16 protein-coding genes are annotated in these 21,929 nt (G+C 50.2%); 1 reads left to right on the forward strand and 15 read right to left on the reverse strand.

Annotated elements, in window-relative coordinates; all coding sequences use genetic code 11:
- Window positions 1-100: 100 nt before the first annotated feature.
- Entirely contained in the window at window positions 101-4,138 is a 4,038-nt protein-coding gene (locus CBW46_RS10595; protein ID WP_165842265.1) for a carbohydrate-binding domain-containing protein, read from the reverse strand.
- A gap of 275 nt (window positions 4,139-4,413) precedes the next feature.
- On the opposite strand from CBW46_RS10595, the gene CBW46_RS10600 reads away from it, so the two are divergent.
- Window positions 4,414-6,357 carry a glycoside hydrolase family 97 protein gene (locus CBW46_RS10600; RefSeq protein ID WP_089199972.1) on the forward strand — a complete coding sequence of 648 codons (1,944 nt, stop codon included), beginning with the start codon at window positions 4,414-4,416 and terminating at the stop codon, window positions 6,355-6,357.
- Window positions 6,358-6,463: 106 nt separating this feature from the next.
- Here CBW46_RS10600 and CBW46_RS10605 read toward each other — a convergent pair whose 3' ends face one another.
- From CBW46_RS10605 to CBW46_RS10670, 14 genes are all read right to left on the reverse strand, one after another.
- The gene (locus CBW46_RS10605; protein WP_089199973.1) at window positions 6,464-7,291 is read right to left on the reverse strand and encodes a carbohydrate ABC transporter permease; all 828 of its coding nucleotides are present in this window, start codon (window positions 7,289-7,291) and stop codon (window positions 6,464-6,466) included.
- Between the two features lie 13 nt (window positions 7,292-7,304).
- Window positions 7,305-8,204 carry a carbohydrate ABC transporter permease gene (locus tag CBW46_RS10610; protein ID WP_089199974.1) on the reverse strand — a complete coding sequence of 300 codons (900 nt, stop codon included), beginning with the start codon at window positions 8,202-8,204 and terminating at the stop codon, window positions 7,305-7,307.
- Window positions 8,205-8,227: 23 nt separating this feature from the next.
- Window positions 8,228-9,490: an ABC transporter substrate-binding protein gene (locus CBW46_RS10615; protein WP_089199975.1), complete on the reverse strand. Its 1,263-nt coding sequence runs from the start codon at window positions 9,488-9,490 to the stop codon at window positions 8,228-8,230.
- A 33-nt stretch (window positions 9,491-9,523) separates the two neighbouring features.
- On the reverse strand, window positions 9,524-11,620 hold the full coding sequence (locus CBW46_RS10620) for an amylo-alpha-1,6-glucosidase (RefSeq protein WP_089199976.1): 2,097 nt from the start codon (window positions 11,618-11,620) through the stop codon (window positions 9,524-9,526).
- Window positions 11,621-11,679: 59 nt separating this feature from the next.
- On the reverse strand, window positions 11,680-12,696 hold the full coding sequence (locus CBW46_RS10625; RefSeq protein ID WP_089199977.1) for a LacI family DNA-binding transcriptional regulator: 1,017 nt from the start codon (window positions 12,694-12,696) through the stop codon (window positions 11,680-11,682).
- Between the two features lie 179 nt (window positions 12,697-12,875).
- Window positions 12,876-14,147 (reverse strand): MFS transporter, encoded by a 1,272-nt coding sequence (locus CBW46_RS10630; protein WP_089199978.1) that lies wholly within the window; start codon window positions 14,145-14,147, stop codon window positions 12,876-12,878.
- Window positions 14,148-14,284: 137 nt separating this feature from the next.
- Complete coding sequence (locus CBW46_RS10635; protein ID WP_089199979.1) at window positions 14,285-15,286, reverse strand: substrate-binding domain-containing protein; 1,002 nt, start codon at window positions 15,284-15,286, stop codon at window positions 14,285-14,287.
- A gap of 156 nt (window positions 15,287-15,442) precedes the next feature.
- Window positions 15,443-16,063, reverse strand: coding sequence for a bifunctional 2-keto-4-hydroxyglutarate aldolase/2-keto-3-deoxy-6-phosphogluconate aldolase (locus CBW46_RS10640; RefSeq protein ID WP_089199980.1), 621 nt, complete (start codon window positions 16,061-16,063; stop codon window positions 15,443-15,445).
- Window positions 16,064-16,136: 73 nt separating this feature from the next.
- The gene (gene allD / locus CBW46_RS10645; RefSeq protein ID WP_089199981.1) at window positions 16,137-17,147 is read right to left on the reverse strand and encodes an ureidoglycolate dehydrogenase; all 1,011 of its coding nucleotides are present in this window, start codon (window positions 17,145-17,147) and stop codon (window positions 16,137-16,139) included.
- An 11-nt stretch (window positions 17,148-17,158) separates the two neighbouring features.
- Window positions 17,159-17,704 carry a 6-phospho-3-hexuloisomerase gene (hxlB, locus tag CBW46_RS10650; RefSeq protein ID WP_089199982.1) on the reverse strand — a complete coding sequence of 182 codons (546 nt, stop codon included), beginning with the start codon at window positions 17,702-17,704 and terminating at the stop codon, window positions 17,159-17,161.
- Between the two features lie 14 nt (window positions 17,705-17,718).
- Complete coding sequence (locus CBW46_RS10655; RefSeq protein WP_089199983.1) at window positions 17,719-18,675, reverse strand: sugar kinase; 957 nt, start codon at window positions 18,673-18,675, stop codon at window positions 17,719-17,721.
- Between the two features lie 207 nt (window positions 18,676-18,882).
- Complete coding sequence (locus tag CBW46_RS10660) at window positions 18,883-20,163, reverse strand: nucleotide sugar dehydrogenase (RefSeq protein WP_089199984.1); 1,281 nt, start codon at window positions 20,161-20,163, stop codon at window positions 18,883-18,885.
- On the reverse strand, window positions 20,156-21,124 hold the full coding sequence (locus CBW46_RS10665; RefSeq protein WP_089199985.1) for a Gfo/Idh/MocA family protein: 969 nt from the start codon (window positions 21,122-21,124) through the stop codon (window positions 20,156-20,158). Before CBW46_RS10665 ends, CBW46_RS10660 begins: the two co-directional genes overlap by 8 nt.
- A 58-nt stretch (window positions 21,125-21,182) precedes the next feature.
- Entirely contained in the window at window positions 21,183-21,893 is a 711-nt protein-coding gene (locus tag CBW46_RS10670) for a PHP domain-containing protein (protein ID WP_165842266.1), read from the reverse strand.
- Between the last annotated feature and the right edge of the window lie 36 nt (window positions 21,894-21,929).

Here is a 21,929-nt window from a genome sequence, read left to right on the forward strand (position 1 = left end):
TTTTTGTCATTGCCTTAAACATGGGTGGACAACAGTGCTGAATAAACACGAGCCGTCCGCATTGCAGCTATTCTATTCCCGCGTCGCTCACTGGCGTTGGCTAGTTTGTCTTGACTAGCTTCACGTAGTCAATGACGATTGAACCCGCGCTGGTGGCGGCGAATTTCATCGGATAGCTGCCCGCTGCATCGAATGCTGCCTCGCCGAGATCAACCTCAACAAATTCATTTGCGGTCGTACTATTCTGATTCACCGCCGCACCTTTAGCCGCACCATCGACATAAGCCTGCACTGTGGCTCTGCCTGATGTCTGCGTCTTGTACCGGTAAGAGACCTTGTAAATGCCCGTCGACTGTATAGGCACGCCGAATTCAATCCACTCTCCGGAAGCGACCCCGTTCGCCTGAAGATAGCTGATATTATTCGTCGAGGAAGTCGTGAGCGTTATTGCAGAAGAACTTTTTGTCACTGCGTTCGCGCCGACCAGCGCCTCTCCTTCAAGTAAGACGTCATCAGGCACGATGACGCTGTAATTTTTCTTTGTCACCCCGTCTTGCGCAGTGACAACAAGTATGTCTCCCCGCATAAGCAGGCCCTCATGCTTCTCCGCGTACGTCGCATCCGTAACGGAGTAAGTCTGCACCGTGCCATCCGTGGAATCGATTTGCCCCTTGACATGAACTGCAGTGGTACCTGCAGTGACGGTAACCGTGCCTGCCGGTATATCTACGTTCGTCACATTCGAGTTACCAGGTTTTGGCCGTATCCCCGTATTGCGCGGGTCTTGCACCATAGGGTTCGGATACGTCTGTTTGCCTGTCACAGTGACATTGTTCAAATCGGCGAGAGAAGTCAGCTCGTTGCCCCATGTGGCCTGGTAGAAAGCAGAATTCTTCACAGTTATATTACTTGTATTCTTTAATTGCAAAACGTTGGGATTACCCGTCCCTTTGATCATTTTCATGGTGTCGATCGCAGCATTCTTCACATCATCCAGCACGATCGCATATCTATCATCATTTCGCTCAAAGCTTGTATTCACATTTTTGAAGGTCAAACCATCCACATGCCGCGCCCAAAAGCCGTAAGATGGCTGCACCCCGAGGTCGCCTACGTTATATTTGCCTACACCTAATTCCGGAGGACTGATCTCCGAATCGGCAAAGGTATTTCCGCCTTTTACCAATACATCAACATTTTCAAAGTGGAGATTCTCAATATAACCGGTGCTGCGTCCGTCCGGCAGTGTCGGTCCGCCCTCGCCTACTTTGTAACCGGCAATGATGGGCGTCGCCTTCTGCTGGTTTGTATATGGCACCCATCTTTTGGAGGGATCACCATATTGGCTGCCTTGATAAACTTCTTCGATGTTAACATCTTTGATGAAAATGTTTCTCACCCGTCCGATGTTTACATTGGTGCTTAAGAGCTCATCCCGCTCCCGGCCGTTCTCGACAAACTTCATTCTCTTAGCCTCGCCGCCGATCACACGTCCCCTATTTGAAATAGAGATAAAGAAAGGTGCACGCGTGCGCCGCATTTCGGATCTATGGTGTATTGACCCTGTCTGACCATAATTCAAGTAAATATTTTCGATGTGACCGCCATCATTCGTGGATATAGAAAATCCCGCTTTATTCCCCGCCAATACATAGATATTATCCACATATATGTTCTTGATATCATCGACCGTTTCACTGCCGATTTGGAAGAGATTACAGTTCGTATCACCTATAATGTTGCGCACGTAATAAGTCGTCGCAGGTCTGGTGAAGCCTAAGGAAGAATCACTGCCGGGCTTCACAATATCATCGGAAACACCTTTGGCATAAATGTTTTTGGCTGTCACATAGCTGCTCTGCATGTAGTCGAACACATCCCGGGCGCCGCCGCCTGGACCTTTGTCGTAATAGAAATCATGCGTGTTGATGTGATCCGTGCCGGTTGCAAGCAAAGCAAAATGGCCTGCCCGGTCCACTTTGAGCATATTGCTGATGTCTGTTTGCCGCACTTCATTTTTGCCATCCGGGTCAATGCTCTTAATATAATATGGTTCGTCAGTCGTAGGTGAATCTGTTTCTTCATACCACAGGTCAAGTCCGTTATCCAAACCGCCAAATTCAAAGTTGGTGCTGAGTTTCACTGTAACCATCTTGTCAGTGCGATTGTCCGGCGGGTTGTTCATCACACTGTCACCGGTTACCAGATTGCCGTTGCCTGTGATTCTGCCATTTCCGATAATCTTGATGTTATCTAATCTTTCACCAAAAAACATGCTGTTTCGGAAGTAATGATGGCCGACATCTTGCTTGGTCAAGTAGTTCTCGGGATCTCTGTACGGGCCTGGGTCCGTTGCAGATGTGCCGGAGCGATACCCTTTGTCCGAGAAATAAGTTGTCTCCGGAGCGTCCCCGCCTTTCAAAGCAGCAATTGTAGCGTCCTTATGGATATAAAGGTACACATTGCTTTGCAGATGGACCGTCCGCACATTGAAAGTGCCGTTTTCAAACAGCAGCGTGCCTCCGCCCAAAGAATTCAGATACAAAATAGCTTTGTTAATAGCTTCCGTGTCATCCGCCTGACCGTCACCCTTGGCGCCCATCAGCTTGGCATTGTATTTACCGGTGTAAAATTTCGCGATGTTAGAATCTCCCTTATTTTTCCCGCCATCAACGGCAAGCTTAAAGTAGTACTCGGTATCCGGCGTCAGGTTAGCAGCTTCTACTGTTTCTGTTCTCGGATCAACCTTAACGTCGCTTTTTTTCCATGTCACACCCTTGTCGGTGGATTGCAGTAGTTTGATCGAATCCGCATCCTTGGCGGCAGTCCAACTGAACTTCGCCTTCGTATATGTGTCACTTGTTTCCTTATAAGTCAGGCGCTTATCCAATATTCTGTGAAAATTGCTGATTGTGTCTACTGCATTTAATCTCGCGCTGCTCCAAGGGCTTGTTAACACCTCCGGTTCCGATGTTTTGTAGGAGGCTTCAAATCGATGGCTGCCTCTGTGCAATGTCACACCCTTGAAGGTAATCTGCAGATCCGCACCATTGGCCGGTCGTAAATCCAACCCCTTAAAGGTGATGATTTGGCTGCCATCTTTTTGGTTATCAATTGCCACCGTACCGACTTGTTGGAATCGGTATCCGGCTCCGACGCGGCCGATCGATTGTGTCGCGAGTCCTGACAGCTTCACTTCGCCTCGGCCGATGACATTGACTGTTGTGTTCTCCATCGTGGCGTCGATGTCTTTCGGCACCTTAATGACAACCTCTGTGGCCGGACTTCTCATCCCTGCAAAAAAGTTCAGAACCACGTCAGACGGAGTGTTGGTAGTGATTGTGTCATCAATCAGCTGTATCTTTCCTCTGATTGCGCCTTTTACCACGTTGATTTTGTAATCATGGGACTGTCGCCCTGCAGTGACAGTCAAAACGTCACCCTGTGCTATCGGATCAGCCATTTCTTTTGTCGTCCCGTCCGCACTCTTCACTGCATAGGTTTGCTCCGTCCCGGTCTTTGAAGCAATTTGCTTGAGCAGCTCGTCCACTGTGTTGATCGCAAGTGTGGTACGGCCTTCACCTTCAGCTGTGTCGACCGTGTAGATGTATGTATCGCCTGATGTGAGATTAATTGAGCTGCGTGAGATTTCACCTATGTTGACACCTTGCTCCGAGGGGACAATCGACAGCTTGTCCGGCACCCCGTACCCGCCGCGATGGTCGTCATCGTCGTCTCGGCCATCGCCGCCGCGGCCGTCATGCTCTTCCCGGTCACCGTCGTCGTGGCCGTCCTTGTTACCGTCGCGATCGTCGTCGCCCCAGCCGCCAGCTGCACCATCGCGTCCTTCGCGATCTTCGCCACCTTCACCGCCGCTCCCGTCGCGACCATCGTCGCCCCAGCCGCCATCTTCACCATCGCGTCCGTCGCGATCCTCGCCCCCTTCACCGCCGCGCTCGTCTCGACCATCGCCGCCCCAGCCGCCGCCGTCTCGTTCAAGGCTGCTCCAGCTCCCGCCGCCTTCGCCGCCGCCTGCTGCTGCCCATGCATCGGCTCCTAACGCGGTCGGCGCAGATGAAAGCAGCATCACCGAAACAATAAATGCCGACATTGCCTTTCTCATTTGGTTCGCCATCATACCAGCTCCTTTTTGGAATTTGAAAGCGTATACATACATTGTAGGTAAATATTAGGATATAAACTATGTATTATTTTTATATTTTTTATAATTATTTTTAGGTTTAGGCGGCGCCACCGTGAATTTTCCTCTTCGAAAAAATTACTATCACACGGTTCTTTATTGAGAATTTTGACAGTAATATAAAAATAGGGGTCTGTACAAGTCATCAGGAGCCCTGCACGCCAACGAATGGACCTCACCGCGCTCAATTCATCTTTTAGGAGGTTAAGTCGATGGAAACAGGAATTGGACAAACCGTGCAAGCGACCGCCACGCCACCGCAGCCCACCAGACGTACGCAAAGGGTTCTGCCGCGACAGCAAATCAAGGTTGTAAGCCCTGACGGCAGAGTGCAGTTCACACTGGGGAGCGACAATCCGGAACGTTTGACTTACCAGGTTACGATGGATAACACCACCGTGATTGAGCCGTCCCCCATTGACATGCAGATGGACAACTATCACCTGTCGTCCGGGGTCGTATTCGATGACCTGGAGCTCTTCCACGTTAGTGAAACTTACCCATGGCACGGTGCACACAGCACAGCAGTCAATCATTGTAACGGAGCAAAAATCTCTCTTACCCATGATCTCAGTATGATACCGTACGTGTTGGAGGTACGGGTGTTCAATGACGGCGTGGCCTACCGCCACATCATTCCCGGAGACGAGAATGCGGTGCGCGTGCCGGACGAGTACTCGGAATTCATCATCCCGGCGGGCTCCACGGTCTGGTACCACGGCCTAGACGGCCACTATGAAGCAGAGTATGCACAGCAGGACGTGTCCGAAGTGAAGGCAGGGCAGTGGGGAGGTCCGCCGCTCACATTCCAATTGCCGGATAATGCCGGGTACGGCTCGATCACTGAGGCGAATCTGGTCGATTACAGCGGCATGGCGCTCGAAAGCAGCGGCCGTCGAAGCTGGATCATCGGACTGGGCCACCGCCATCCGATCAACTATCCTTACGAGCTCCGATATGGGCGCGAGGAAGCGAAGCGTCTGGCCTCACCGGCGCCGGTGACGGGCACGATCACTACGCCATGGCGTGTGGTTTTGGCTGCGCGCGACCTCAACATGCTGGTTAACAGCGACATTCTGCCCAGCCTGTGCCCGCCGGCAGATCCGCAGTTGTTTCCCCAAAGCATAAAGACGTCATGGGTGGAGCCTGGCCTTGCGGTGTGGGACTATGTGGACCGCAATTACCGGCCGCGGGGGGACGTCAGCCAATTGGAGTGGATGAAATATTTCTCGCGTATGGGCGGGGAACTGGGCGCGAAATATCACATTCTCGAAGGCTTTGCCTATGGCTGGACGGACGAACAGATCCGGGAATTTGTGAATTACTCTGACGAACAGGGAGTGCGCGTGCTGTTCTGGCGGCACAGCAAGGACCTGCGTACCGATGAAGCTCAGGATGCGTTCTTCACACGGCTGCACCGCCTTGGCGTGGCCGGCGCGAAGATCGACTTTTTCGACCATGAAGCCAAGGAAAACATCGATCTTTATGAGCAGCTGCTCAGAAAGGCCGCAGAGTACCAGCTGGTGCTCGACTTCCACGGCTCGAACAAACCGACCGGCAGGCTGCGGACTTGGCCTAATGCGATGCTGTATGAGGGTGTGCGCGGGATGGAATCGAGCGGATTGCAGCTGCGTGCGCGTCATGAAACGATTCTGCCGTTCACCCGTTACCTGGCGGGGCCTGCGGATTACACGACCATGATCTTCACCGAACGCCGGCGTGATTCTTCATGGGCACATCAAATTGCATGCTTGGCCACGTTCCATAGCCCTATGCTCACTATTGCCGCTCATCCGCAGAGCGTGCTCGATAACCCCGCAGTCGATGTGATCAAAAGCATCCAGCCGGTATGGGATGAAACCATCGTGCTGCCGGATTCGAGAATCGGCGATCTGTCGATTTTTGCGCGGCGGAGCGGCGACATGTGGATGCTGGCAATCATGAGCTCGGGGCCGGCCAGGACAATACGGGTGCCTCTCTCGTTCTTGCAGCCTGGCGAACAGTACGAGGCCGTGTTTGTGCGGGACAATGAAGAAAATTCAGGCGCGGTCGTTCTGGAGAACGAGACCGTTGACTCGAGTGCAACGCTGACAATAGAGATGGTTAGCGGCGGCGGATTTGTCGGGCGCTTCATAAAAGCCTCCCGGGCGGATTAACGGCGGAGCTGAGGGTGCAAACAAGAAAAAGTGGTTGGGCTTATGCCCAACCACTGTTCTTTTTCTGGCAAGCAAGTGACAGCAAAGTGTCAACCGCCACTGCCACTCATTTCCCGCCGGTAAACGTAATTCCCTTGATAAAATAACGATTAAAAAATGCGTAGATCAGCAGCACCGGCAGCGTGAACACCATGGAAGCGGCCATAATATAGTTCCAGTAGCTGATGTATTGGCCTTTGAATGTGTTCAGACCGAGCGGCAGCGTGAACATCTCGGGACTCGACATCACGATCAGCGGTTTCATAAAGTCATTCCACGAAGCCATGAAAACGAATATCACCTGCGCCGCCATCGCCGGACGGGCCAGAGGCAGCACGATCCGGAAGAACGCCCCGAACCGGCCCAAGCCGTCGATTTCCGCCGCTTCTTCCAGCTCTTTGGGAAAGCTGATGAAAAACTGCCTCATCATAAAAATATAAGTGGCACTGATCATGGACGGCACAATCATGCCCTGATATGTATCCAGCCAGCCGAACCCTTTCAGAATGAGAAAATTGGGGATCATGGTCACCTGCGCGGGAATCATCAGCACGGCCAAGATTACCGCAAACAGTACGTTTCTGCCGGGGAAATTCAGCCGGGCCAGCGCGTATCCTGCCATTGAATTGAACAGCAGGTTCAGACCGGTTACGACAACTCCAATAATCAAGCTGTTCAGAAGCCAGCGGGCGAACAGCGGCTGCTGAGTGAAGATCATTGTGTAATTGCTCAATGTAAATTCTTGAGGCAGCAGGCTGATATTTCCGCTTACAATTTCCTTTAACGGCTTGAACGAAGACGACAACGCCCAGAAAAACGGAATGAGAGTCACAACCGCATAAACGAGAAGAATCAAATACAACACAACTTTGCCTAAACCTATACGTTGGTTCACCGTGCGCTCCTCCTTAGTGCAAAGCCTCTTCTTTTGAAAACTTGCGCTGAATCAGTGTGGCGACCAGTATGATGGCTGCGAGCGTCATCGCCAAAGCTGCTGCATACCCCATCGTACCCAGATTTTTGAACGCATACTGATATATCAGCAGAACGACAGTTAGCGTCGAGTTGTTAGGTCCGCCGGAGCCTGCGGAGAAAATATACGACTGGTCAAACAGCTGGAACGTACCGATCAGGCCCATAATAACGACAAACGAAGTGACAGGCCTCAAGCTCGGCACGGTAATATTCCAAAATTTACGAAACGCATTTGCTCCGTCAAGGTCAGCCGCCTCATACACGGAATCAGGAATATCCTGCAATGCCGCCAAGTAGATGACCATGTAAAAAGGAGCCGATGACCATATGTTCATGCCCATGATGGCGTTGAGAGCCACCCGCGGGTCCCCAATCCAGTTGTATCTAGGCAGGCCGAGCGCTGCGAACATCTCGTTGATCAGACCATTCTGGTTGAACATCCACATGAAAATCAAAGTAAGCACCGCAGACGAGGTAAGCGTCGGCAAAAAGTAGATGATCCTGAATATTTTCTGCCCTCTTACACCGGCATTGAGCACGGCGGCGAGGACCATAGCAAGCAGCGTCTGAATCGGAACAACGATCGCCACATATTTTAACGTATTCCAGATAGCGATATGGGCTCTGTTATCGACTGCGACGCGCGCGAAGTTTTGGATACCGATAAAATCCGAGCTGGCGGTTCCAAGCAGCTGTACTTTCTGGAATGCGAGAAAAATAGCATAACCGATCGGCGCGATAATGAAAGTTAACAACACAAACAAGGTAGGGAGCAGAAACACATAGCCCTGCATAGCCTCTTTAACCGCTCTCTTGGAAGTGTTACGTGCCATCCGTCCGAGCCTCCCTTTCATATCTACTCGTCAAACAACTGGAATTCGATTTCTTCGTTCGCTTGCTCCTGGGCGTCTTGCATCGCTTCTTTCAGCGGACGCTGGCCGATATAAGCGCTGACAAATTGGTTGTTGAAATTGTTAAAAATGGTCGGCAGCGTCGGCCCCTCGGCCCAGACTGTAGCGTACGGCGCTCCGGCGACCAACGGACCCAGCAGCGTATCTTTGTCATAGCCGAGTGCTTTGGCAACCGATTTCCGGGTTGGCAGCTCGAAGCCTTTGCTGGTCCAATCCGTCATCCCCTTGCGGCCCGTCAGATAAGATATAAGCTTCCAAGAGGCTTGTTTCTCTTTGGAAGCAGCGTTGATCACGTATCCGACAGTAAACGCCATGGTCCCTTTTTTGCCATTGATCGTTGGCACCTCTGCAGTGCCGAAGTCGATATCGGGAAAGGTGCTCCTTAGAAACGGGATAGCCCAGTTCCCTTCGATCACCATCGCCGCTTTCCCCTGCCCCAGCATCTCGCCGGTCCAACCGGCGCCGACGTCGCTCGGCTGTGCCGCTGTTTTATCTATAAGATGCTGATCGACATACAGCTGCAGGCCTTGCAGCACTGCGGGATCGGTGAAATTGGCTCGGCCATCCTTTACCACTTGCCCGCCCAATGATTGACCGATGTAGTAAGTACGGGCGAGTTCGGGGTTTTGACCGAAGCCGTACACGGTGTCTCCAGCCGCGGAGTTAGTCAACTTTTTCGAGGCTGCACGCAGTTCTTCCCATGTTTGAGGGACTGCGACACCGGCTTCCTGCAGCATTTTTTTGTTGTAAATCAATGCTAGCGTGGAATAGCCCTTAGGAAATCCGTATGTTCGACCCTCCCATCGGAATGCTTCCAGCATCGGCTTCTCAAAATCCCCGGTATCGAACTCTTGCGTTACATATGAGTCAAGCGGCTCCAGCACGCCTGTTTCCATCAGTCCGGGCGCTTCAATCGCATCGAGATAAAAAACATCGGGTCCTTTACCGCCGATTAAACGCGTTTTCATCACGTCCATATACTGCTCGGCGATCACTTCATGCTTGACTTTAATGTCAGGATGCGCGTGTTCAAAATCCTGCAGCACCTGCTTCAGCAGCTGCGTCTCATCCGGTGTGGATCCCCAACTCGCCAGCGTGATTTGAGTCTTGCCATCCGTTCCGGCTGTTGTCCCGCCGCAGCCGGACAACAATCCGGCGGCCATCGCGGCAGTTAAGGTGAGGGCTGTGACCCGTCTGGCTGTTCTCATGCGGCATGCTCCCCTTTCACCCTATTATTGTTTTTACGCAGTTACAATCTCAAATCCCGTTGTGTTTTGCGGCACGGACCAGCGGATTTCACCGTCGGCACGCTCAACCCGCACGGATAAACGACCTCCTCCGATCGCGATGTTGTCTACTTGCAGCACATTCATCCCGTCGAGCAGCGTCGGCGACAGCTGAATTCGCTTGTGCAAGCTGTCGGCAAACAATCCGAGCAGCGACTGCACGAACACCAGCGGCGTGCCTGCGGCCCATGCCTGCGGCGAACACGCAACCGGATACGGCACCGCTCTCCCGCGTGCTTTGTCATAGCCGCAGAACAGTTCCGGCAGCCGCTCGTATTCAAAATGGTCGGCCGCGTCGATCAGCCCGGCAATAACGGTGTTTGCCTGGGCTTGCCGGCCGTATTTGCTCAGGCCAAGAATAATCATGCTGTTATCATGCGGCCATATGCTGCCATCGTGGTAGCTCATCGGGTTGTACCCCGCCTCACCCGCTCCCATGGTACGGATTCCGTAGCCGGAGAACATTTGGGGCGAGAGCAGGCAATCCGCCACAGCGTCCGCTCTATCCTCATCCAGCATGCCGGACAATAACAGATGTCCCGGATTGGAGGTGATGGTGCCGACCTGCCGTTTATTTTCGTCCAAAGCAATTGCATAAAACCGGTGCTCTTCCATCCAAAATGCCTCGTCAAATTTTGCTTTCAATGCTTGTGCTTCTGAACGCAGCCTCTCTGCACGGTCCTTGAAGCCAACTTCTTGATACAGTTCGGCAATGCCCATTTTAGCCTGGTACACATAGCCCTGAACCTCACTCAAAGCGATCGGCGTCACCGCGTATTCGCCATTACGGTGCACGATGGAATCCCCGGAATCCTTCCACCCCTGGTTGGCGATGCCTTTACTGGATTCCTGATGGTACTCTACGAATAGATCTCCGTCCCTGTCTCCGTACTCATCAATCCACTGCAGCGCACGTTCGATGTTCGGCAGCAGTTCCAGCGCGAGCGCCGTGTCACCGCTCCATCTCACATACTCTGCCATCACAATGAGGAACAAAGGCGTTGCATCGATGGTGCCGTAGTACGGCGTAAATGGCACCTGGTTTGTGCCCGCCATCTCGCCAAAACGGATTTCATGCATAATTTTCCCCGGCTGCTCGTCCCGCCACGCATCGACCGCCTGCCCTTGTTTGGCAGCCATGGTGCGAAGCGTGCCCTTAGCCACCGCCGGATTGAACGGGAGCATTTGCAGAGCGGCGATCAAGCTGTCTCTGCCGAATGGCACGCCGAACCACGGGAGACCGGCTACCGGGAACGAGCCATGTCCCAGATTGGTCAGCAGCACCTTCAAGTCTTTCAGACCGCGCTCTACCAGCTGCTGCAGCTGCCCATGATCCGTTTGCACGGCAGTAATGTGCTGCTGCCATTCGTCGTAAGAGCGCTGGAGTCTCACTACAGCGTCGTCCGGCTCCAACAGCTGTCGCGGCTCCATCTCACCTATGTGCGGCTGGATGCGGAAAGTTACCTTATACGACTCGCCATGAGCCAATGCCACTTGGAATGCTACGTCACCGTCTTCAGAAGCTGAGCTGTGCGGCTTATCCCAGTTGATCACTGTGGCCCGCTTCACTTCATCCGCCCCTGCGTAGTGGTACGTGATCGACCGTGCGCCGAGGGTTTGACCCGTTCTCTTGCCCAGTTCTGCCGTCTGAAAGCCGCGTACAGCGAACATATCGGCAAAATCCACGTCCATATGTATGCTCATTTCGAACTGTACCGGTTTTGGATAATAGTTCGTCATTTGCACGCTTTCATACAGTACATCGTCATAAATAAAGCGCGTGCGTTCAATTTCTATGGACTCCCGCCAGAGCACGAGCTCGCCTTCCAATTCCATGTGCGCATTAGTTAGAACGATCTTGGCCATGTAATTCTCAGCGGCATCGGAGGAAAGCAAAATCGGCTCAATGCCGTTAATTCGAAGATCCATACGGCTGAGAAAACGGGTGTCCTTGGTGTACAGGCCAAGCCCGTACGGATGGTCCGCCGGGATGTTGCCTTTCGAATCGGTGAGCAGAAACAGATCGTTCTCTTTAATCACTCTATAATCCATTGCTAGGTTCCTCCCATGGTTTGTCCGAAACGTTTCGGATTTTGGCAATCGAAAACCGCCTACACGTGGTTTCCGGTCGTGGATTGTCTTGTTATAAGCTCTGTTTCCAGCAGTACGGCGCGCGAATTGTCCTGACCCTCGAGCATCCGGATTAATAACTTCGCCGCCTCATAACCTAACTGAAACTTATCCTGCGCTATTGTGGTGAGCGGCGGACTCGCATAAGACGCCAGCAGTATGTCGTCGTAGCCTACCACCGACAATCTTTTCGGAACAACGATGCCGAGATTATTCGCTGCTTTGAGTACCCCGAGGGCCATGAGGTCACTCGCGCAAAACACAGCGGTAATTTCGGGATAACGGGTTAACAGCCTTTCCGCCTCTACCCGTGCAATGTCTTCATCGAAGAAACCATTAACCACCCAGTCCGGGTTGTACGGCCGGCCGCCGGCCGCAAGCCCCTGCTTGAAACCGTCCAGCCTGTGCTGGCTGACGAATGCCTGACCGTGCCCGTTGACCATAGCGATATTCCGATGGCCGAGCTGCATCAAGTGTTCCACAGCCTGTTTGGCACCGAGCACGTTGTCCGTGGTCACGTACCCGACGGAATCGGATTGAATCGGAATATCAATGAGGATGCACGGAATGCTGCTTGCGACAACTTCGTGCAGGTAAGGGTCGTCCGTCTTGATGCCCGAGAGAATCACCCCGTCCACGCGTCGTTCACGGCACAATTGGGAATACGTCTTCTCCCTCTGCTTACTTGTGTTGGTATTAAACAGCACTAGATCGTAGTCCTGCTCTGACACGCACTCGTTGATTCCGGACAGCACCTCGAACGTAAAATGATCTTTGGCGCTTTGCCGGTTAAGACCCGAAACCAGCAGGCCGATCGTTTTGGATTTGTTGAGCACCAGCCCCCTCGCCAGAGTATTCGGACTGTAGTTGAGGTCTTTTGCCACTCGCACGATCTTCTGACGAGTCTGCTCATTGACATCGTGATACCCATTCAGCGCCCGCGAGACAGTGGTTACGGATACACCCGCCACACGGGCGATGTCTTTAATGGTCGTCATCTATGTACTCCTTTTGCGTCCAAAACGTTTCGGATCAATTCTCGGACAAGTATATCGCAGTCTGCAAACGATTGCAAGTCATTTTTTGGCACGGTTAGACAAAATACGGCACGAAAATGGCGCATGAGTAATTCATGCGCCACCGGCGAACGTTATCGCTTCAAACTCTTGGCGAACGGTCAGCCCATCTGGTCATACTGAGCGGCTGGCACGGTATCACGCCTTGTTACAATCGGGCGAACAAAGCGGATTACTGCCAACGATGCAACAACAGCTAGTCCTCCTGCAAGCAAGAAGGCTACGGTGTAAGTACCTGATGTATCCACAATGTAACCGGTTAACGTTGGTCCGATAATACCAGCTGTATTCGCTAAAAGATGCATGAATCCACCGACTGACCCTACATTATTTGAGTCCACGACATCGTTAATAATTGCCCAGTAAATGGCACCGGTCAAATATAAGAAGAACACGGAAAGCGCGACAAGTATGACCGCGCTGGCGGTAGTCGACACCAGGCCGGCAAAGCCGATACAAACTGCAGATAAGAACAGACAGGTCACGAGCACGAGCTTACGTGAGAACAGAACTCCTTTTTGAGCAAACTTTTTAAAGAAAAGGTCCGACACGAAGCCGCCCAAAGCGAGACCGACAAAACCAAAAATCCACGGAATAACGGTGATGATACTCATTTCTTCCACACTCAAGCCGCGCGCATCAACCAAGTAACTCGGGAACCATGTCAAGAAAAAGAACAAGATGTAATTGTAAGCGAAAAACGCAAACGCCGTAAATAATACGGTTTTTTGTTTTAAATAGAAGGTGAATGGCGGCCTTTCTGCCGCTGCTGCATTTGATTTTGCCACCTTTACCTGATCCGCTGCCGCCGCCGGTTTTTCTTTGACAAGCTTCCACCAGCATACCGCCCATACGAGACCAATGATCATGATTGCAATAAATGAAATTCTCCATCCGTACGAAATCGCGATAAAGCCTACGATTGGTCCTGCAATAGCACCCCCAAGCGGTGTTCCGCTGTTCGTTAAGCCGACAACAGACGCCTGTTGATTCGGAGGAAACCAGTTGTTTACCATTTTATTGATCGTTGACGAGAGTGGACCTTCGCCCATTCCAAACAAAACACGAATGACAATCATACTGACAAACCCAACAGCCAGCACAAGTGCGCCGCTGAATATAGACCAAACGATCATCGCAACAAACAGTGTCAATTTAGCACCATATTTATCGGACGCCATACCGCCAAGAAAGTTGAACAGAGCATAACCGACAGAAAAACTGCTGAAAATAATCCCCATCTCCGTGGCGGACAAGGATAAATCACCTTGAATGAAAGGAGCTGCAATGGACAACGCTGAACGGTCCAAATAATTGATTACACCTGCTAAGAATAAAAAAAGAATGACCATCCCTCTGCCTTGTGAGAACATAAAATCCTCCTATAAGTGTAATGAGTGCAGCAGATATAGAAAACGATTACAACAGGTAGAAAACCTTTTCAAAAGCTGATGCAGAACCTTTCCCGGTAAACCGGAGCGATAAAAGCGCTTTCTTCATGTCTGGAAATCTAGCAGGAGTTTCTCAGCAGCAAAGTGGGCTGAAAACGATGCACGCTCGTGTCCGCTTCACCGGTACTATTGATCTGATTAAGTAACAATTCTGCCGCTTGGCTCGCCATCTCTATCGCTGGCTGTTTGACCGTTGTTATCTCCGGTGTATAGAAATTAGCAAACGGGACGTCGTCAATGCCCACGACAGCCACATCGTGCGGAATTCTCAAATCACGCGTTTTTATGTAGCGCAAAACTTCATTCAGCACGATATCATTTCCCGCCAGTATGGCGTGTGGGGGCTGCTGTAATCCAAGCATCTCTGACATCGCGTGCGGGATTTCTGCTACATCGGCTGTTTTAATATAATGCGGGCGGACTGGTAAGCCATGTGACTGAAGGGCAGCTTTGTATCCTTGAATCCGTTCGACGCGTGGACTAATATTTCGGCTGATGGAAGTAGTGATAATTGCGATATCTTGATAACCTCTGGCCACGAACTCATCAATCGCTAACTTTGCCGCAAGGTGATTATCAAGCATTACTGTTGCGATATTTAAATCCTCTATCGTTCGGTCCATGAATACAATCGGAAATTGATCACGCTTCATACGCTGATATAAATCGAGATTGTCCCCCGTAGGAAAAATAATGATGCCATCCACCTGTTTTGCCCGCAGCATTTCGATGTAATTCTTTTCCTTCTCAGGATCATCGTCTGCATTGCATACTATAATATGAAACCCGTGTTCGTAAAAATAGTTTTCGATTGCACGGGTAACTTGTGTTGAAAACGTGTGAAGTATATTGGCCACTACTACGCCAACCGTAAACGTGGACTTCTGCTTTAAACTCCGTGCTATAATATTAGGCTGGTAGTTCAACTCTCGAATTGTCGCCTCAATTTTTTTTCTGGTGTTTTCACTCATGTATTCGTAGCGCTTGTTCAAATACTGGGAAACTGTGCTTTTCGATACGTTGGCGTGTTTGGCCACATCAGTGATTGTAATAGCTCTCATTTTATTCATTCCTGTCTAATGATTTCGTTCCAACTGGCTACCACCATTTGGAAAAAGGGACTTTACAATCACATTATACCGAAAGCACATTCCCAAATACATCACCTTACGTAAGTAAAGGGCCCGGCGTTTGAAGGCCCTTAACTCGGTACGCTATCAGTCTGCACTTTTTTGCATGTATTTTTTACTCAGCTCAACTACCGCTTGATAGCCGCCCTGCTGGTAGGCCTTGTTCAAGTCACTACCAATACCGGCTGCCACCGCACCTGCCTGGAGCCATGATTTCAGGTTGTCCAAATTCACTCCGCCTGTTGGCATGATCCGGACGTTCGGCAGTGGACCATTCACCGATTTGATGAAAGAGGGCTCAAAGTGGTTTGCCGGAAATAATTTGAGTACATCACAACCTGCTTCGAGTGCCATGGCCATTTCTCGGATTGTCATGCATCCCGGCATATACGGAATCCCATAGCGATTGCACAGAGCAGCGACGTCTTCGACGAAATGTGAACTCACTATAAATTTGGCACCAGCCAGAATCGCATGCCGCGCAGTTTCTGAATCCAATACAGAGCCTGCACCTAAGAGTGCATCGGTATGCCGTAATTCTTTGAAAGCTTCTTCAATGTGTGGTGTGGTGTATGTCAATTCGATTGCCCGTATGCCACCTTCCAAAGCCGCTTTGGACAGTTCCGCGGCCTCCGCCCCGTCTTGTCCTCTAATAACAGCTACGATCTTGCTCTCCGTGATTTGTTGAATAATGAAATGTTTATCCAATACGTATACCCCCTGCCCGATTGCAAAACCAGCGCATGTAACATGGGACTGGATCCGCTTTCATTCATAGCACTTAGTTCGTAAGAAATTCGTACACACTTGAAGCTATCGTTATACCTTGTTCACGGTTTCTCTCTTCATGCATTTGTTCAATCTCGCCCGGTACATATACCCGGTCAAACCCGGGTGCTGGAGGCACTTGCTGCAGCTCCTCCATCATCTGATCCATTTGTTCCAAAAACCGGTCTGTATCAGTGAAGAACGCAGGATTAATTGCGCAGAAATAGTGGCCAAGCTTGCGTTTCTTATCAAGATCATCGTACATTTTCGCAATATGCGGCCCGAACGCCGCTCCAGCCAACAGCCCGGAAAATACATCAACAATCACCGATAATCCGTAGCCTTTAGGCCCTCCGAAAGTGGAAAGCGATACGACTTTGTTCGGATCTGTGGTGGAAGCACCGTTTTCATCAACTCCCCAGCCAGCCGGGATTGCCTTTCCTTCTTCACGTGCCTGCAGGATTTTGCCCAATGCTACATTGGATGTCGCCATGTCCAGGATAAACGGTTTCTTTGTTTTGGCAGGTACGCCATAAGCAATTGGATTCGTGCCGAGGAACGATGTTCTTCCCCCAAAAGGGACCACGATTTTATCGGTGTGTGACATTGCAATTCCGATTAGCTTCGCATCCGCTGCTTTTTGCACGAAATAACTTAGCGCACCGCAATGGCTGCTGTTGCAAACCGTGACCATGCCCACTCCATTGCTGCGGGCCAGCTCGATTGCATGATCCATGGCTACTTCCCCGATGACATGCCCGAATCCATCATCCCCGTCCACTACGCCGCTTACTGGTCCGGTCAATTGAAAAGAAATCTGCGGATCCGGATTGATGCCGCCGGCCTGTAAGCGGTTTATATAATGCTCTGTTCGCAGTACTCCATGGGAATTGACATTTCTCAGGTCTGCATGGATCAAAACATCCGCGATTTTACCAGCATGCCCTTCACTTAAACCCGCTTCTGCCAGCTTCTTAACCACTAATCTCTTAGCTTCTTCGGCTTGTATCGTTACTGTTGGCATTGTCTCATTCCTCACTCTAAGTTAGTATGTTGTGTCCTCAACGACTCGTGGGTGTGTCCTTCTGATAAACTATCTATGATAGCAGCGTCTAATAAGAGATGAACGGATTGGTCAAACTGATTGCCGAGGGGCTGTATGGTAGGCGGCTCATTGTGTGCGCGCTGTTTTGTTGCTGCCGGTACGTGCAAAATGCCGTCGCACCAGGACTCCTTGTACAATTCGGCATTGGTGGTCACAGCAAACACATAAGCGTCCTGCTGCGATGCGGATTTGCACACATGCACAATGGAAGGAGTGCTGCCCGAGCCCGTAATGACAATCAAAGCATCACCTTTTCGGATCGATGGTGTCGTTGTTTCCCCAGTCACGAACACGCGCTTACCGCTGTGCATCAATCTCATCGCGATCATTTTTGCTACGAGACCCGACCGCCCCTCGCCTGTGAAAAAAAATCTCACATCCTGCCTCAGCAAATCAACAAGATTGTCATACTCTTGCATCTTGCAGTTATGCAGGACACCAGCCACTTCCTCGATCACTTGATTGATGGTAGCCATCGCTCTTCGCCCCCCTATCTTTCGATAACAGCCTGGCGGTGTATGAACGGCCATACTTCTTCCAAATATGGCAAGCCCTCATTATCCCCTGACACAGTTGTGACAAGAGCCCCTACAGCGTTTGCAAAGGACAGCTTGTCCGCACTGGATAAACCATGCAAATGCCCGTATATGTACCCAGCATCGAAGCCATCGCCCGCCCCAACGGTGTCTACCGCGGTCACCGGAAAAGCCTCTTTCGTATGCCAGACACCATTGGTGTACAGCTTGGAGCCGTTGGCACCGTCCTTAATCACCAGCTGATCGATAGTGTTGACGCTTGCAAATTCCGCCAATGATGCTTCAGAATCACATCCGCTTATCAAACGTATTTCATCTAGCCCTGTTAACAAAATGTCGACGAATGGGAAAACTGCTGAATAGACAGGCCTCGCTTCCTCCATACTCCACAGCTTCAAGCGAATATTCGGATCGAATGAAACCGGGATATCTTTCGCTTTAGCGATGTCCATAACTCTCTTGGCAATCTCTACGTTTTTCGGGTGAATAGCCAGAAATACACCACTGAGATGCACAAGATCGATATCTTCAAACATCCGATCTGTGATATCTTCCGGCTGCAGAGTTAAAATAGGCGACTGTTGCCGATAATAAAAAGTCTTGCCGGAGCCATCCTCCCGAATTTCTTTGAAATTCAGGGATGTTGGATAACCTTGCACATAAGCAACGTCACTCATATCCACCCCTTCCCCGCGTGCGAAATTATAAATCACACGCCCGAACTCATCCTCGCCTAAACGGCTTACCCACTTCGAGCGCATGCCGAGCCGCGCACAACCAATGGCAAAATTCAGTTCAGCCCCTCCGACCTTGCGTTCAAAATGAGTCACAAAGCGCAAAGGCCCCTTTTCCGCAGGATTTAACGTGATCATGGCGTCACCCAGTGTTAAAACGCCAAATTTCGATGCCACTAAAGTACCTCCTTTGGTTAAATATTTGAGAGCAAACGGTGAGATTTGATCGCATCCGACACCCTGCATCCGCCTAAATCGATTTAGTGAATGACTAAACCGGTTTTGTAAACCGATTTAGGGAAATTGTAAATGAAAAGCCTTTCAGATGCAATAGTAAAATGAAAAAAAACCAGCACCTATCCGGCACTGGGTCTGTTTCCGGCCTTACAGCCGCACTACATGGGATTTGGTACCAAGAGACTTCACTGCATTCCTGGTATCGAATAACAATTTTGAATGCAAAACGATCGATTCCAACGGGAGGGATGAATGATCCGTCAACAAAACTACGCAATCCATTCGGCTGAGCAATTCGGGTGCCAAATCTACGCTAAGCAGCGTCTTATCTGCTATTTGCACCTCCGGAACCAAAGGATCATGATAACTCACATCGGCTCCTTCCTCGACTAGAATTGAAAAGATTTCCATACTGCTTGATTCGCGTAAATCACTTACATCTTTTTTATAGGTCAAGCCCAGCAGCAGGATGGAAGCATCCTTCAGTTGAGGCTCTGACAGTATTTTTTTCAAGCGGCCGACAAGATACAACGGCATGGTGTCATTAATGTGCTTGGAGATCTGGAGGTGCGGCAGGGGCACTCCAACCTGTGCGGCTTTCCACTCCAAATACATAGGATCGACGGGAATGCAATGGCCCCCGATTCCAGGGCCCGGATAAAAATCCAAATTGCCGTACGGTTTAGTGTGAATGGCATCAATCACTTCCCATATATCGATGTGCATAGCTTCACAAAATTTAACGACTGCATTCAAAAAAGATATATTGAGGAACCTTTGGCTGTTCTCCAATACTTTCACCATCTCGGCGGCATGCGTGGATGAAACAGGCACCACTGTATCGAAAATGGAGCTGTACAAGGAACTGACTTTTTGCAAGCACTGCTGCGTTACTCCGCTAACTATTTTGGGCATTGTTGTACGCTGAAACTGGTGTGCGCCAGGGTTAAATCGTTCCGGCGAGTAAGCCAAATAGAAATCTCGGCCAACTTCGCGACCGCCGCGCTCTAAAATTGGCAGCAGCAGCTCTTCCGTTGTGCCCGGGTACGTCGAACTCTCAAGAATGACGAGTTGGCCTTGCAGATCAAGCTGCGCAATCTCCGTCCCAGCCCGCTCGATGTAGGTTAGTTCCGGATTTCCTGACCGATTCAGCGGTGTCGGAACACATATCACAAACACATTCACAGGTGGAATTTGTCTATAATCGGACAGGGCTTCAAATTTTCCGCTTTGCATGAGCTGTGACACCTGTTCGTCGGTGAGATCTGAGATGTAGCTCCTGCCCGCTTTTAAACGGCTAATTTTGCCAGCGTCCAAATCTACTCCTATCACATGATGCTGCTTATCAACAAATAACATGGCCAAAGGCAGTCCGACATAACCCAAACCGATCACACTTATTCGAAGCGGCTGCGTTATTTCATCCATGATTGACCTTCCTTTCCACGTTACGTAAAACACGCCTGATTTTTTCCGTCATTATAAGCGCCTCCAATCCATCTTCCCCGGAGACCATTGGTTTGGTTTTCTTCTTAATGCAGTCAATAAAATGAATCAATTGCATGCGCAGGGGTTCCTCGGCGGGGACGACCACTTTTTCTACGATGTTTTGTTGGATGTATCCTGCACTTGCTTGTTTCATAAAAAAGTTAGTGGAACGCGAGATAAGAATTTTACTATCCAACAAGTTGGCTTGTATAAACGCATCTCTCGTGATGACACGCACAGTCCGCACTTTTTCTTCTGTTACTTGACTGGCTGTCAGCTGCCCAACCACTCCGCTTTTAAAACGAAGCAGGGCACTGACATGCTTCCTGACGTTGTCGTAAGACCAGCCCAGGGCGTATATTTGATCTACCTGTTCCCCCAGCAAATAAGGCAGAATATAAATGTCATGAATCATAAGATCCTGTACGACATCCAATTTTTTGTTCCGAGGCTCCAGCGGTCCCATACGGTGAATATCAAAGGCTATGACCTGTTCGCTTGATAAAATTGACTTCAGCGTGCGAATCGTCGGGTTAAATAGTTCGATATGCCCTGCCTGGAGCACGACTTGTGCCATGGCTGCTTTTTGAATTAGCTTTTTTGCATTGTCAATCGTATCCGTAATCGGTTTTTCCACCAAAATATGAACACGGTAATCTAAGCATTGGGATCCGACAGAGAAATGAGACGAGGTGGGAACCGTGATGCTCACTGCATCTACGTTTTGCAGCAGATCTTCCAGTGAATGGAAGGCGGCTGTCCCATATTGCTGTGCAATTTGACTGGCACGCTCGTAATTTATGTCATAAATGCCTACCAATGTGCACCGGTCTTTCAACGATGCGTATGCACGAACATGGTTCCCCCCCATCACGCCAGTTCCAATCACGCCTACTCTCACGCAGGTCTCCCCCCTTCCATGTATCTGCGTTCGTTGTGTTGTCTAAGCCTTCGTTTGCCTAGCTTTTTTTCAACAACTGCAGATCCGGTATACTGGCAATATTCAGAGGATAGGCATACATCTTCCGGATTTCCGGACAGAACATAGTTAAGTCATGCACAGAATGGCTGTCTGATGAAATCACGAATTTAGCACTCGTGTGTTTCAGCATATCCAGCATTTCCTGATCGGGCGCGTTATGCCGGACGTTAATTTCTATTATTTTGCCGCTTTCTGCGAGCAGCCGTGCAATTTCTTCCTTTTGCTGACGGTGGATCTGTATATTGAACCGTTTCAATTCCGCTAGAGGATGGGATACGATATCAACCCTTGGGTTACGAAGCAAACGCTTAAAGGTTATAAACCAGTTTTCAAACAGCCTCGGCTCCGAGTGGTCCTTAGAAGCGCTGTAGAAACCTCCCTCAAATGGGATACGATGAATTGAGCCAAGCAATAAGTCCACCATGGCGTCGAATTTGTCCGCAGCATCAATATCTCCTTGTAAATTCATAACTTTTGCTTCTAAGCCGCTGAAAATATGAATCTCATTTCCATACCGTTGTTTCATCAGATCTATGTGACTCGCATAGTCTTCTACCCAATCGCTGGTGCGCCATACATGGTCTGTGATTGCAATGGCTTGATAGCCCAATTCTATAGCTGTAGTAATGATTTGCTCGACACTATCGCGACCATCTGAGTAAACTGAGTGTGTGTGCAGATCCATCATTTCAACTTTCCTCCATTGTTCGAATTCGGCTTTATG

The organism is Paenibacillus xerothermodurans, assembly GCF_002220865.2.
GTDB lineage: Bacteria > Bacillota > Bacilli > Paenibacillales > NBRC-103111 > Paenibacillus_S > Paenibacillus_S xerothermodurans.

Coding starts and splice junctions, on each gene's coding strand:
- allD (WP_089199981.1), bottom strand. CDS start 17,147: ATGCCAACAGTAACGATACAAGCCGAAGAAGCTAAGAGATTAGTGGTT.
- CBW46_RS10630 (WP_089199978.1), bottom strand. CDS start 14,147: ATGTTCTCACAAGGCAGAGGGATGGTCATTCTTTTTTTATTCTTAGCA.
- CBW46_RS10660 (WP_089199984.1), bottom strand. CDS start 20,163: ATGGATGAAATAACGCAGCCGCTTCGAATAAGTGTGATCGGTTTGGGT.
- CBW46_RS10620 (WP_089199976.1), bottom strand. CDS start 11,620: ATGGATTATAGAGTGATTAAAGAGAACGATCTGTTTCTGCTCACCGAT.
- CBW46_RS10635 (WP_089199979.1), bottom strand. CDS start 15,286: ATGAGAGCTATTACAATCACTGATGTGGCCAAACACGCCAACGTATCG.
- hxlB (WP_089199982.1), bottom strand. CDS start 17,704: ATGGCTACCATCAATCAAGTGATCGAGGAAGTGGCTGGTGTCCTGCAT.
- CBW46_RS10595 (WP_165842265.1), bottom strand. CDS start 4,138: ATGATGGCGAACCAAATGAGAAAGGCAATGTCGGCATTTATTGTTTCG.
- CBW46_RS10600 (WP_089199972.1), top strand. CDS start 4,414: ATGGAAACAGGAATTGGACAAACCGTGCAAGCGACCGCCACGCCACCG.
- CBW46_RS10625 (WP_089199977.1), bottom strand. CDS start 12,696: ATGACGACCATTAAAGACATCGCCCGTGTGGCGGGTGTATCCGTAACC.
- CBW46_RS10615 (WP_089199975.1), bottom strand. CDS start 9,490: ATGAGAACAGCCAGACGGGTCACAGCCCTCACCTTAACTGCCGCGATG.
- CBW46_RS10610 (WP_089199974.1), bottom strand. CDS start 8,204: ATGGCACGTAACACTTCCAAGAGAGCGGTTAAAGAGGCTATGCAGGGC.
- CBW46_RS10670 (WP_165842266.1), bottom strand. CDS start 21,893: ATGATGGATCTGCACACACACTCAGTTTACTCAGATGGTCGCGATAGT.